The organism is Peterkaempfera griseoplana (genome assembly GCF_001418575.1).
In the GTDB taxonomy this organism is placed as follows: Bacteria; Actinomycetota; Actinomycetes; order Streptomycetales; family Streptomycetaceae; genus Peterkaempfera; species Peterkaempfera griseoplana.
Window position 1 is genome coordinate 1 of record NZ_LIQR01000233.1, and the last position, 12,948, is coordinate 12,948.

9 protein-coding genes and 1 pseudogene are annotated in these 12,948 nt (G+C 73.4%); 3 read left to right on the forward strand and 7 right to left on the reverse strand.

From position 1 onward, the window contains the following. The 3 genes from AOK09_RS18115 to AOK09_RS18125 form a co-directional block, all read right to left on the reverse strand. Positions 1 to 1,950, reverse strand: a 1,950-nt coding sequence (locus AOK09_RS18115) for a GAF domain-containing protein (protein ID WP_055588249.1), incomplete at its 3' end; no start/stop codon positions are given. Positions 1,951 to 2,054: 104 nt separating this feature from the next. Continuing rightward, positions 2,055 to 2,435 carry a PIN domain-containing protein gene (locus AOK09_RS18120; protein WP_175609314.1) on the reverse strand — a complete coding sequence of 127 codons (381 nt, stop codon included), beginning with the start codon at positions 2,433 to 2,435 and terminating at the stop codon, positions 2,055 to 2,057. A gap of 68 nt (positions 2,436 to 2,503) precedes the next feature. Next, complete coding sequence (locus AOK09_RS18125; RefSeq protein ID WP_245687346.1) at positions 2,504 to 3,982, reverse strand: PucR family transcriptional regulator; 1,479 nt, start codon at positions 3,980 to 3,982, stop codon at positions 2,504 to 2,506. Between the two features lie 230 nt (positions 3,983 to 4,212). On the opposite strand from AOK09_RS18125, the gene speB reads away from it, so the two are divergent. The 3 genes from speB (at position 4,213) to AOK09_RS18140 (ending at position 7,270) form a co-directional block, all read left to right on the forward strand. Then, positions 4,213 to 5,160 carry an agmatinase gene (gene speB, locus AOK09_RS18130; protein ID WP_055588251.1) on the forward strand — a complete coding sequence of 316 codons (948 nt, stop codon included), beginning with the start codon at positions 4,213 to 4,215 and terminating at the stop codon, positions 5,158 to 5,160. Positions 5,161 to 5,235: 75 nt separating this feature from the next. Then, complete coding sequence (locus tag AOK09_RS18135; protein WP_055588252.1) at positions 5,236 to 6,783, forward strand: purine-cytosine permease family protein; 1,548 nt, start codon at positions 5,236 to 5,238, stop codon at positions 6,781 to 6,783. Positions 6,784 to 6,874: 91 nt separating this feature from the next. Beyond that, a complete protein-coding gene (locus AOK09_RS18140; protein WP_055588253.1) occupies positions 6,875 to 7,270 on the forward strand; it encodes a YybH family protein in 396 nt (131 codons plus the stop codon). A gap of 97 nt (positions 7,271 to 7,367) precedes the next feature. On the opposite strand, the pseudogene AOK09_RS37900 reads toward AOK09_RS18140, so the two are convergent. From AOK09_RS37900 to AOK09_RS18155, 4 genes and pseudogenes are all read right to left on the reverse strand, one after another. After that, positions 7,368 to 7,852, reverse strand: a pseudogene (locus tag AOK09_RS37900) (NUDIX hydrolase); the annotation flags it as partial. Positions 7,853 to 7,916: 64 nt separating this feature from the next. Continuing rightward, on the reverse strand, positions 7,917 to 10,028 hold the full coding sequence (locus AOK09_RS18145) for a 3-hydroxyacyl-CoA dehydrogenase NAD-binding domain-containing protein (protein ID WP_055588257.1): 2,112 nt from the start codon (positions 10,026 to 10,028) through the stop codon (positions 7,917 to 7,919). A gap of 11 nt (positions 10,029 to 10,039) precedes the next feature. Next, on the reverse strand, positions 10,040 to 11,284 hold the full coding sequence (locus tag AOK09_RS18150) for a thiolase family protein (protein ID WP_055588254.1): 1,245 nt from the start codon (positions 11,282 to 11,284) through the stop codon (positions 10,040 to 10,042). A gap of 323 nt (positions 11,285 to 11,607) precedes the next feature. Further along, positions 11,608 to 12,855, reverse strand: coding sequence for an HRDC domain-containing protein (locus AOK09_RS18155; RefSeq protein ID WP_055588255.1), 1,248 nt, complete (start codon positions 12,853 to 12,855; stop codon positions 11,608 to 11,610). Between the last annotated feature and the right edge of the window lie 93 nt (positions 12,856 to 12,948).

A 12,948-nucleotide genomic window follows, 5' to 3' on the forward strand; every position in this document is an offset into this window, starting at 1 on the left:
CAGCTGGCCCATGATCGCGGCGGCGGCCACGCTGTGGCCCTCCACGTCGCCGATCACCACCACCACACCGCGCGGGGTCTCGATCACGTCGTACCAGTCGCCGCCGATGTCCATGCCCTGGGTGCCCGGCAGATAGCAGCCCGCGGTCTGCACCCCGGCGACCACCGGCAGCCGGTGCGGCAGCAGCCCCTCCTGCAGGCCCCGGGCCACCGCGTACTCCGCGTCGTACAGCCGGGCCCGCTCCAGGGCCTGGGCGATCAGCCCGCCCAGGGCGGTGAGCACCGAGCGCTCCTCCCGGGTGAAGGTACGGGGGCGTTCGAAGCCGAGGATGCAGGTCCCGACCGGATGGCCGGAGGCGATCAGCGGCAGGAACGCCCAGGAACGCATGGGGTCCAGCGCGATCCCCGGATAGGAGCCGGCGAGGTGCTGGTCGGACTCGAAGAACATCGGGCTGCCCGAGGTGAGCGCCTCCACACCCGGCAGCCGGGCATGCAGGGACACCCCTTCGAAGGCCTCCAGGAACCCCTCGGGGTAGCCCTGTTGCCAGGCCAGGTGCAGATGGCGTTCCCGCACCGTGTAGATCGCCAGCTCCTGGCCCGCGAAGGCCGGCAGCAGCTGCTCGGTGACCACCTCGCACACCTGCCGCACCGTGACCGCCTCGGTGAGGCCACTGGCCATCTGCAGCACCCGGTAGAGCGCCCCGGGCCGGGCGGGCACCGCGCGGGGCCCCGGCGGCAGCGGGCCGACCGGCCCGGGGGCGCCCGGTTCGGCCGACTCCTCGGTCGGCGGCTCCACCGGGACCACCCGGCCGGTGAGACCGTGCACATCCGGATAGAGCGTGAAGGCCAGCCAGTGCCCGGTCTCCCGGCGCACCAGGAAGGAGGTGGGCGCCTGGGAGAGCATCGCCGCCCGGTAGCGGTCCTCGTACGCCGGGTCGGACAGCCAGGGCAACGCATCCCACGGATGGCGGCCCAGCAGCTCGCCGCGGTCGGTGCCCAGCAGCGCCTCCCCGCGGCGGTTGGCGTAGGTCAGCCTGCCGTCCTGGTCCAGCGAGAAGAGGCCGTCGGGCAGCCGCTCCGCGGCCTCCGCGGCGATGATGCCCGACCCCAGGTCCACCAGGGCCCCCACCAGCCTGCGTTCCCGCCCGGTGCCCACCGCACGGGCCCACAGCTCGACCAGGCACGGGCGGTCGTCCCTGCCGAGGACCCGCAGCCGGTGCGCCGACAGCTGGCCGGTCCGGTCCGCCTCCTGGGCCGCCAGGTGCAGTTCGTAGGAGTCCTCCGGCAGCACCCTGGAGGCCAGCGCGGCGACAGTGCCGGCGAAGGAGGCCGGGCTGCGCCCCAGCATGGCGCAGCACTCGTCGTCGGCGATGAAGACACCGGTCGCCAGGTACCAGTCGAACTGCCCCACCCGGACCGGGATCGCGGAGGCCGCGGGCAGCCTCGTGGTGAGCGGCTCGGCCTCCCACCGCAGCGGGGTTCCGGCCGCGCCGAGCGCGGACAGTGCGGCCCCGGTCCGGTTGGCGGACCCGCGCAGCCTGCGCCGCACCGAGGAGGTGAGCACCCGGCCCGGCTCCGCGGTGCGCAGCACCACCAGCACCCCCAGGGTTCTGCTGCCGTCGCTCAGCGGCATGTACACCGACGCGAAGGGATACGGCAGGGTGATGGCCAGCTGCGGGAAGCGCCGCATGGTCTCGCCTGCGTCGGACAGCTGGATGCCCCGGCCCGTGCGGTACACCTCGGCCACGGGGAAGGGCGCCGCCACCGGCACCCGCCAGGTCGGGCGGAGCAGGGACCGGGACACGCCCGCGACGGCGGCCAGTACCAGCGAGCGTCCGCTGCTCGACGGCAGGTAGATGCCGCCGCCGTAGCCGCCGGCCGCCCGGACCGCCCGCACCGTGCCCTCGGCCAGCACCTGCTCGAACTCGTCGGTGTGCAGACCCGTGCTCATCCGCCGTCCGCCTTCGCCGCGTCACCGTCCGGCTGCCCGCATGCACCACCACCAGGCCTCCAACCTACGGCGCACGGCCGGGCCCGGCACCTCGGCACCCCCGCTCAGCGCGGGCGCACCGCGCGGGGTCCGACCACCTCGGCGCCCACCGCGGCGACCCGGGAGCGCAGCTCCCTGTCGGCCGTGACCACCAGACAGCGCCGCGGCCGGGCCTGCTCGGCCAGCCGTACCACCAGGTCGTCCCCGCTGCCCGCCGCGGACGCCACCCGCACCCCCGGGACCTCCTGGAGGCCACGGGCTGCGCCCTCCACGACCAGCAGCACCTCCAGCGGCCCGACGCGCGCCCACGGCGGCGCGCCCTCGGCGTCCGGCAGGCCGCGCCCGGCCACGGTCACCAGCGCGTCGCGCAGCCGGGCGGCGGCCGCCGGGCGGTCCCGCCACCAGCCGTCGGGGACCGAGCCGACCACATTGGCGCCGTCGACGATCAGCAACGGCGGAGCCCCGGGCGGGGCCGTCCCGGGCGGGGGCGGTTCCCGGTCCGCGGCGGGGCCGGTCACCGGACGGCCCCGTCCCCGGTGAGGCCCAGCTGGTCGGCCGCCCGGATCGCCAGCCACACCTCGGTGAACTCCGCGGTGGCCGACAGGTCGCGGCCGCTCAGCGCGGAGAACCGGCGCAGCCGGTAGGCGAGGGTGTTGGGGTGGATGTGCAGGGCCGCCGCGGCCGTCTCGGTACGCCGGTCGCGGTCCATCCAGGTCCGGAGGGAGAGCAGCAGCGCCGCGTCGTGCGCCGCGTCGTACCTGAGCACCTCGCCCAGCACATGCTCCACCAGCGCGGCCAGCACCGCCGGGTCGTCCGGCAGCCACCGTCCCGTGGTGTCGCTGCCGTACCTGACCAGCGGCCGGCCCGAGCCCTCGGCCCGGGAGACGGCCCACAGCGACTCCCGCTGGGCGACCCGCAACGACTCGCCGGGCGGGAACGTACGGCTCATGCCCGCCGCCACCCCGGGCAGCCCGGCGACGGCCTCGGCGAGTTCCGGCGGGCCCAGCACATAGCGGTCCTCGCCGCGGCTGAGCAGCAGATGGGGGAACTCGTCGAGCACCGGCAGCAGGACGTCGTCCACCACCCCTCTGACCACCAGCAGCGCGGCCTCGTCCGCGATGGACAGCCGGTGCAGCCGCCGCCGGGCCACCGCCGGGTCGAGCACGTCCTGCAGCAGTTCGGCCAGGATCTCCGCGCCCTCCCGGCGCAGCGTCTCCCGCTCGTGGCGGACCATGGCGACCTGCAACGCCGCGACGGTGGCGATGTGCTGGACCACGGCCAGCCCCGCCGGGCGGGCCCCCTCGCGCTCGAAGGCGACCAGGAAGCCGGCGGTGCCGCCGGGGGTGAGCACCGGGACCGCGAATCCGCCGGGGATCGTCGGCGCGGCGTCCATCGAGTCCGGCAGCACCGAGGGATCCGGAGGCACCGGCACCCCCGGCAGCAGCGGACGCCCCTGGGGGGTGCACAGGTGCACCTGGTAGCCGGAGAGCCGCTCCAGCCGCTGGAACAGCCGGGTGGTGTCCAGGTCCTCCGAGGCCAGCCAGCGCAGCGCGCCGAACACCTGGAGCTGGGCGCCGAGCCGCTGCCGGGCGTCCTCCTGCACCGCCGCGGCGACCTCCTGGGCGACCGCGATGAACGGCACCGCGAGGGGGACCTCCAGCAGCGGCATCCCGCGCTCCTCGGCCGCCGCGGTGAAGGCGTCGTGCAGCGGCGGCACATGCAGCTGGGCGGAGATCGCCAGGGCGGACACCCCGGCGTCGTCCAGCCGCTCCAGATAGGCCCGCTGCCCGGCCGCGGAGCGGGGCACGGCCAGGCCCGTGGTCATGATCACCTCGGCCCCCAGCAGCCAGGGGGTCGGGTCCTCCAGCTCGCTCACATGGGCCCAGGACACCGAGCGTCCCAGCCCGGCCTCCCCGGCCAGCACCCGCAGCTGGAGGGCCGGGAAGGAGAGCAGATCCTCCACCGTCAGCTTCGCTGTCTTGTTGCCGGCCACAAGGACAACCCTAGCTCTTTGTTCCTGCACCAATTGCCGCACCCGGCGATGGACCCGCACACTTGCGGCAATCCGGTCTCCGTCGTCCGCATGGACGCAGGCAGGCTGTCCGCATGGACGCAGGCAGGCCATGCGCATGGACGCATCACAGCCCACTCCAGGGCACGGATACCGCCCATGGACGGCAGGCCGTCAGCCCGGACGCAGGCAGGAAGGAAGGAAGCACCACCGTGACCCAGCCCCGAGGCCCCATCGACTCGTCGCGCATCCCGCGCTTCGCCGGTCCGGCCACCTTCGCCCGACTGCCCCGCCTGGACCAGGTGGAGCGGTGCGACGTCGCGGTGGTGGGTGTGCCGTTCGACACAGGGGTCTCCTACCGGCCCGGTGCCCGCTTCGGCCCCTCGGCGGTCCGGGAGGCCAGCCGGCTGCTGCGCCCCTACAACCCCGGCCTGGACGTCTCCCCCTTCGAGACCCTGCAGGTGGCCGACGCCGGCGACATCGCCTGCAACCCCTTCCACATCGAGGAGGCCGTCGAGACCATCGAGCAGGCCGCGGGAGACCTCCAGGACGACGGCGCCACCCTGGTCACCATCGGCGGCGACCACACCATCGCGCTGCCGCTGCTGCGTGCCGCCGCTCGCCGGCACGGCCCGGTCGCGCTGCTGCACTTCGACGCGCACCTGGACACCTGGGACACCTACTTCGGCGCCGAGTACACCCACGGCACCCCGTTCCGCCGCGCCGTCGAGGAGGGCATCCTCGACACCGAGGCGGTCTCCCATGTCGGCACCCGCGGCCCGCTCTACGGCAAGAAGGACCTCGAGGACGACAAGCGCCTCGGCTTCGGCATCGTGACCAGCTCCGACGTGATGCGCCGCGGGGTGGACGAGGTGGTGGACGCGCTCCGGCAGCGGATCGGCGACCGCCCGCTGTACGTCTCCGTCGACATCGACGTGCTGGACCCGGCGCACGCCCCCGGCACCGGCACCCCCGAGGCGGGTGGGCTCACCTCCCGTGAGCTGCTGGAGATCCTCCGCGGCCTGGCGGGGACCCGGCTGGTCGGTGCCGACGTGGTCGAGGTCGCCCCGGCCTACGACCATGCGGAGATCACCTCCGTGGCCGCCTCGCATGTCGCCTACGACCTGGTCAGCCTGCTGGCCCTGAACCGCACGTCCTGAACCGCACGTCCTGAACCGCACGTCCTGACGACCCCAGCCGCCGGGCCACCCCCCGGCGTGCCCGGACCGCCCAGAATGGAGGGACCCGTGACGACCTCGATCACCGAAGTCGAGCAGCACGGTGTCGAACGGATCCCCGACGAGGACCGCACCGCCCGCCCCATCGACCTCTTCCGTCTCGCCTTCGGAGGTGCCAACACCTTTGCCACCTGCGTCCTCGGCGCCTTCCCGATCCTCTTCGGGCTGTCGTTCTGGCAGGGTGTGGCGGCGACGCTGCTCGGCCTGGTGGTCGGGGCGCTGATCCTGGCGCCGCTGGCCGTCTTCGGTCCGGTGAACGGCACCAACAACGCCGTCTCCTCCTCGGCGCACCTGGGTGTGCACGGCCGGGTCGTGGGTTCGTTCCTCTCCCTGCTGACCGCGGTGGCGTTCTTCTCCATCTCGGTCTGGTCGTCCGGTGACGCCCTGGTCGGCGGTGCCAACCGGCTGGTGGGGCTGCCGGAGTCCAACGTCTCCTACGGCGTGGCCTACGGCGTCTTCGCGCTGCTGGTGCTCGCGGTCTGCATCTACGGCTTCCGCTTCATGCTGATGGTGAACAAGATCGCCGTCATCGCGGCCTCGGCGATGTTCGTCCTGGGCGCCTTCGCCTTCGCCGGCGACTTCGACCCGGGCTACGCGGGCACCTTCCACTCCACCGCGGACCCGCTGTTCTGGCCGTCGTTCATCGGGGCGGCGCTGATCGTGCTCTCCAACCCGGTCTCCTTCGGCGCGTTCCTCGGCGACTGGTCCCGGTACATCCCCGCGCAGGCCTCCCGCAAGCGGGTCATGGGCGCCGCCTTCCTGGCCCAGATCGCCACCCTGCTGCCGTTCCTCTTCGGCCTGGGCACCGCCTCGATCATCGCCGAGAAGGCGGCCAGGTACGTCGACCCGGCGGCCCCCAACTACGTCGGCGGCCTGCTGGCGGTCTCGCCCGGCTGGTACTTCCTGCCGGTCTGCCTGATCGCCCTGATCGGCGGCATGTCCACCGGCACCACCTCGCTGTACGGGACCGGCCTGGACTTCTCCAGTGTCTTCCCCCGCTTCAACCGGGTGCAGGCCACCTTCTTCATCGGTGTGCTGTCGGTCGGCTTCATCTTCCTCGGCCGCTTCGCCCTGAACCTCACCCAGTCCATCTCCACCTTCGCCACCCTGATCATCACCTGCACCGCGCCCTGGATGATCGTGATGATGCTGGGCTATGTCACCCGGCGCGGCTGGTACGACCCCGACGCGCTGCAGGTCTTCAACCGGCGGCAGCGCGGCGGCCGTTACTGGTTCGCCCACGGCTGGAACTGGCGCGGCATGGCGGCCTGGCTGGTCTCCGCCGCGGTGGCCCTGCTGTTCACCAACATCCCCGGCCAGTTCGTCGGGCCGCTGGGCAACCTGGCCAACGGCACCGACATCTCCCTGCCGCTGGGCCTCGCCGTCGCCGCGGTCCTCTACCTCGCGCTGCTCTGGATCTTCCCCGAGCCCCGCGGTGTGTACGGCCCGGACGGCCCCCGGCTGGTCCGCGCCGCCGACACCCCGGTCGCCCCCATCACCGGAGGTCCGGCGCCGGTCCCCGCCGCGGCACCCGCGGCGCCCTGACCGACCGCCTTCCCACCGACCGCCTTCCCACCGACCGCGTCCCGGCCGGCCGCCCCCGAGGCCGGCCGGGGCGCTTTCCACCGGAGTACCCATGAGCACCGAGACCGAAGTCCTCGCCGCAGCGGACGACCTGGTGGCTGCCTTCGCCGAGGGCAGACTGGACGACTACTTCGCCGCCTTCGCGTCCGACGCCGTCTTTGTCTTCCACACCACCGGGCACCGCCTGGTCTCCACCGCCGAGTACCGCGCGCTGTGGCGCACCTGGGCCGAGGAGGACGGCTTCCGCATCCTCGCCTGCACCTCCAGCCGGCCGCTGGTGCAGCTCCTCGGCGACACCGCCGTCTTCAGCCATGACGTCGAGACCCGTATCGGCACCCGGGCGGGCGAGGAGACCGTCCGGGAGCGGGAGACCATCGTCTTCCACCGCACCGCCGACGGCCGCTGGCTCGCCGTCCACGAGCACCTCTCCCCCGAGGCGCAGTCCTGACGCGTCCCCGGGGATGACCACAGCGGAGGCCGCCCGTTCTTCGCGGCCGAGCCCGCCCGCCGCCCGCTGGGCAGTCGCCACGCAGCGACTCAGCGACTCAGCGAGCGGCGGGCGGCCTTGTGCCGGTGACGGAGCGGGTCGCACCCGGAGTGTGCGACCGCGCCAGCAGCCCGGGCAGATCCGGCGGCCACAGCGCGTCCGGGCAGGCAGCCAGCTCCTGCGGCGACCACCACCGCCAGTGCAGGATGCCGTCCTCCGGGTGGGCGGTGACGGCGCGCTCGGTGGGCTCCCGCCGTGGGCCGAGTAGATGTGCTCGAACTGATGCACCGGGATGCCGGCCCTGGTGAAGTCGTGCTCCCAGGTGCAGAGCAGGGGGCCTGGGGTGAGATCGGTCCAGCCGGTCTCCTCGCGCAGTTCGCGTACCGCGCCCTCCACCGGGGTCTCACCCGGCTCCAGCCCGCCGCCCGGCATGGCCCAGTGGACGCCGACCTCCTCGTTGTCGTAGCGGAAGAGGAAGACCGCGCCGTCGGGATCCAGAACGGCGATACGAGCCGCCCGCCGGGGTGTCCGCATGGGAGCACGATACGCCGGTGCCCGGCACACCCCGCGGGGTGTGCCGGGCACCGGGCTGAGGCTTGACGGATCGTCAGGCGGGCACGGAGGCGACGCCCCTGGCCAGGAACGGCTTGCCGTTGACCCGCTCGGACACGCCCTCGCGGTCCAGGTACGGCGTGATGCCGCCCAGGTGGAAGGGCCAGCCCGCGCCGGTGATCAGGCAGAGGTCGACATCCTGCGCCTCGGCGACGACCCCCTCCTCCAGCATCAGGTGGATCTCCTCGGCGATGGCGTCGAGCGCCTTGTCACGGACCTGCTCCTCGGTGAGGACCGTGGAGCCGACCTCGAACAGGGCGGCCACCTCCGGGTCGACCTCCTGCTTGCCGGACGCCCAGGTGTAGATGCCGCGCTTGCCGGCCTTGACCACCCGGCCGAGGTTCTCCGAGACGCCGAAGCGGTCGGGGAAGGCGGCGTGGAGGGTGCCCGCCACATGGTGCGCGACGGCCGGGCCGACCAGCTCCAGCAGCACGATCGGGGACATCGGCAGGCCCAGCGGCTGCAGGGCCCGGTCGGCGACCTCGATCGGGGTGCCCTCGTCGATGGTGCCGAGGACGGTGCCCAGGAAGCGGGTGAGCACCCGGTTGACCACGAACGCCGGGGCGTCCTTGACCAGCACCGCGGTCTTCTTCAGCTTCTTGGCGGTGGCGAACGCCGTGGCCAGCGAGGCGTCGTCGGTCTTCTCACCGCGGACGATCTCCAGCAGCGGGAGGACGGCGACCGGGTTGAAGAAGTGGAAGCCGACGACCCGCTCGGGGTGCTGCAGCTTCGACGCCATCTCGGTGACCGACAGGGAGGAGGTGTTGGTGGCGAGGATCGCCTCGGGGGAGACCACCGCCTCCAGCTCGGCGAAGACGTCCTGCTTGACGCCCATCTCCTCGAACACGGCCTCGATGACGAAGTCCGCGTCCCCGAAGGCGGCGGCCTTGTCCAGCGAGCCGGTGACCAGCGCCTTGAGGCGGTTGGCCTTGTCGGGGCTGACGCGGCGCTTCTCCAGCAGCTTGTCGATCTCGCCGTGGACATAGCCCACGCCCTTGTCGACGCGCTCCTGGTCGATGTCGGTGAGCACCACCGGCACCTCCAGCCGGCGCGCGAAGAGCAGCGCCAGCTGGGAGGCCATCAGACCGGCTCCTACGACGCCGACCTTGGTGACCTTGCGGGCCAGCGACTTGTCGGGGGCGCCGGCGGGCCGCTTGGCGCGCTTCTGCACCAGGTTGAAGGCGTAGATGCCGGACCGCAGTTCACCGCTCATGATGAGGTCGGCCAGCGCCTCGTCCTCGGCGTCGAAGCCCTTCTGCAGGTCGCCGTCCTTGGCCCCGGCGATGATGTCCAGCGCCCGGTACGGGGCCGGGGCGGCGCCGTGCACCTTGGAGTCGGCGATCAGACGCCCGTGGGCGACGGCCTGGTCCCAGGCCTCCCCGCGGTCGATCTCCGGACGCTCGACGACGATCTCGCCCTTGAGCACCGAGGCCGCCCAGAGCAGCGACTGCTCCAGGAAGTCGGCGGGCTCGAAGATGGCGTCGGCGATGCCCAGCTCGTAGACCTGGACGCCCCTCAGCTGCTTGTTCTGGCTGAGCGAGTTCTCGATGACGACCTGGATGGCCTTCTGCGGGCCGATCAGGTTGGGGAGCAGGGTGCAGCCGCCCCAGCCCGGCACCAGGCCCAGGAAGCACTCCGGCAGGGAGAACGCCGGGACGCCCGAGGAGACGGTGCGGTAGGTGCAGTGCAGGCCGATCTCGACACCGCCGCCCATGGCGGCGCCGTTGTAGAAGGCGAAGCTGGGCACCGGCAGGGCGGCGATCCGCTTGAAGACGTCGTGGCCGCCCTTGCCGATGGCGACCGCGTCGCTGCGCTCCTTGAGCACCTCGACGCCCTTGAGGTCGGCGCCCACGGCGAAGATGAAGGGTTTGCCGGTGACACCGACGGCGGCGATCTCGCCGGCCGCGGCCTCGCGCTCCACCTGGTCCAGCGCCTCGGAGAGCCTGGCGAGGGAGCCGGGGCCGAAGGTGGTCGGCTTGGTGTGGTCGAAGCCGTTGTCCAGGGTGATCAGGGCGAAGCGCCCGGCCTGGCCCGGCAGGTCGATGTGGCGGACGTGGGCCGTGGTGACGACCTCGTCCGGGAAGAGCTCAGCGGCGCGCTGAAGCATCTCGGTGGTGGTCACTTCGCCCCCTCGATCTGTGCGTTCTGGGTCGCTCCGCTCCAGTGGGGGTTCTCCCAGATGACGGTCCCGCCCATGCCGAAGCCGATGCACATGGTGGTCAGGCCGTAGCGGACGTCCGGGCGCTCCTCGAAGCGGCGGGCCAGCTGGTTCATCAGCCGGACGCCGGAGGAGGCCAGCGGGTGGCCGAAGGCGATGGCGCCGCCGTACGGGTTGACCCGCTCGTCGTCGTCGGCGATGCCGTAGTGGTCGAGGAAGGCCAGCACCTGCACCGCGAAGGCCTCGTTGACCTCGAAGGCGCCGATGTCGGAGATCGAGAGGCCGGCCTTGGCCAGCGCCTTCTCGGTCGCCGGGACCGGGCCGATGCCCATCACCTCGGGCTCCACGCCCGCGAAGGCGTAGGAGACCAGGCGCATCCTCACCGGCAGGCCCAGCTCCTCGGCGACGTCCTCGGCGGCCAGCAGCGATGCGGTGGCGCCGTCGTTGAGGCCCGCCGAGTTGCCCGCGGTGATCCGGCCGTGCGGACGGAACGGGGTCTTCAGGCCCGCCAGGTTCTCCAGCGTGGTGCCCGGGCGCATCGGCTCGTCGCTGACGGCCAGGCCCCAGCCGGTCTCGCCGGCCTCGGGGTTGGTGCGGCGCACGGCGATCGGCACCAGGTCGGGCTGGATCTTCCCGTTGGCGTACGCCTTGGCGGCCTTCTCCTGGGAGGCCACGGCGTAGGCGTCGCAGCGCTCCTTGGTCAGGTGCGGGAAGCGGTCGTGCAGGTTCTCCGCGGTCATGCCCATGAAGAGGGCCGACTCGTCGACCAGCTTCTCGGAGACGAAACGCGGGTTGGGGTCGACGCCCTCACCCATCGGGTGGCGGCCCATGTGCTCGACGCCGCCCGCGACCACCACGTCGTACGCGCCGAAGGCGATGCCGCCCGCGGTGGTGGTGACGGCGGTGAGGGCACCGGCGCACATCCGGTCGATGGCGTAGCCCGGCACCGACTTGGGCAGGCCCGAGAGCAGCGCGGCGGTGCGGCCGATGGTCAGGCCCTGGTCGCCGATCTGGGTGGTGGCCGCGACGGCGACCTCGTCGATCCGCTCCGCGGGCAGGTTCGGGTTGCGGCGCAGCAGCTCCCGGATGCACTTGACGACCAGGTCGTCGGCGCGGGTCTCGTGGTAGATGCCCTTCGGGCCCGCCTTGCCGAACGGGGTGCGGACGCCGTCGACGAAGACGACGTCCCTCGCGGTACGAGGCACGGTGGCTCTCCTCCCAGGTCCCAGTATCAGGAGCCCAACACGTCATGAGGGGTCGCGGCCGCACACACGGCACTGCGGCGCTCCCGCCATGCTACTCGCCGGTAACCAAGATGCCCAGAGCGGTCGACCCTCAGCGTGCCCGGTGTGGCGCGCGCCACTCCGCACCCGTCCGCGTGGTCCCGTCCGGCCGCCGGGAGAGCCCGGAGAGCCCGGAGAGCCCGGCGGACGGCCGGGGCGCGGGGATCCCCGCGTTCGGGCCCCGTACGGTGACGGAGGGCCGAGCGGAGGATCCCCGCGCCCCGGGGATGCGGCCGTGCGGACGGTCAGGCCGCGGCGTCGGCCGCGGCGAAGGCGCTGGCGAGCACCGGGGCGACCAGGGTCACCTGCCAGTGGCGGGCGCCACGCCCGCGCAGCGCCTCGGCGACCGCCTCGGCGCTGGCGTCCGCGGGGGGCTCCCAGCTGACCCGGCGCACCAGGTCCGGAGTGATCAGGTTCTCCGCGGGCAGCCCATGGGCCTCGGCCAGTGCCGAGACCGCGGCCCGGGCGCCGGCCAGCCGGGCGGCGGCCACCGGATCCTTGTCCGCCCAGGCCCTCGGCGGCGGCGGGCCGTCATGGGGGGCGGTGGCCGGCGGCAGCAGCGGCTCGGGGATCACCCGGGCCCGGTCCAGCGCGCCCAGCCACTGCTCCAGCTGCCTCCGGTGCACCCGGGGGCCGAAGCCCGGAAGCGCCTGGAGCGCTTGTGGGGTGGTGGGCATGGCCAGGGCGGCGCTGATGATCGCGAGGTCGGAGAGCACCCGGCCGGGGGAGACGTCCCGCTCCCTGGCGGTGCGGTCGCGCAGCTGCCACAGCTCCCGTACGGCTGCCAGCTGGCGGCGGCGGCGCACCTTGTGCAGTCCGGAGGTGCGGCGCCAGGGGTCGACGCGGGGGGCGGGCGGCGGAGCGGCGGCGATCGCCGCGAACTCCTCCAGCGCCCACTCCAGCTTGCCCTGGCTGTCCAGCTCCTGCTCGAGTGCGTCGCGCAGCTCGACCAGCACCTCGACATCCAGGGCCGCATAGCGCAGCCAGGGCTCCGGCAGCGGGCGGGTGGACCAGTCCACCGCCGAGTGCTCCTTGGCCAGCGAGTAGCCCAGCACACTCTCGGTCATCGGGCCGAGTCCGACCCGGGGGAAGCCGGCGATGCGGCCGGCCAGCTCGGTGTCGAACAGCCGGCTGGGGCGCATCCCCACCTCGGCCAGGCAGGGCAGGTCCTGGGTGGCGGCGTGCACCACCCACTCGGTGTCGGCGAGCGCGTCCCCCAGTGCGGTGAGGTCCGGGCAGGCGATCGGGTCGATCAGGGCGGTCCCGGCCCCGGCGCGGCGCAGCTGGATGAGATAGGCACGCTGCCCGTACCGGTAGCCGGAGGCGCGTTCGGCGTCCACCGCCACCGGTCCGTTGCCCGAGGCGAAGGCGGCCACCGTATCGGCGAGCGCCCCGGCGTCGGTCACGACCGGCGGGATGCCCTCCCGCGGCTCCAGCAGGGGGACCGGCTCCGGGGTCACGTCTACGGCGATGGCATCTCGGGCGTCGGTCACCCCCCAAGGGTACGCCGGGGTGTCCATGGCGGGCCGGACAAGCAGGTGGGGGCCGCCGTGCAGGGGTGGGGGCCGGAGGCGCCGGTCCGGCCG

What these genes read in the sequence shown, in the direction of transcription:
- AOK09_RS18135 (WP_055588252.1), top strand. Translation starts at nt 5,236, where the DNA reads ATGGAGGGACCCGTGACGACCTCGATCACCGAAGTCGAGCAGCACGGT.
- AOK09_RS18140 (WP_055588253.1), top strand. Translation starts at nt 6,875, where the DNA reads ATGAGCACCGAGACCGAAGTCCTCGCCGCAGCGGACGACCTGGTGGCT.
- AOK09_RS18145 (WP_055588257.1), bottom strand. Translation starts at nt 10,028, where the DNA reads ATGCTTCAGCGCGCCGCTGAGCTCTTCCCGGACGAGGTCGTCACCACG.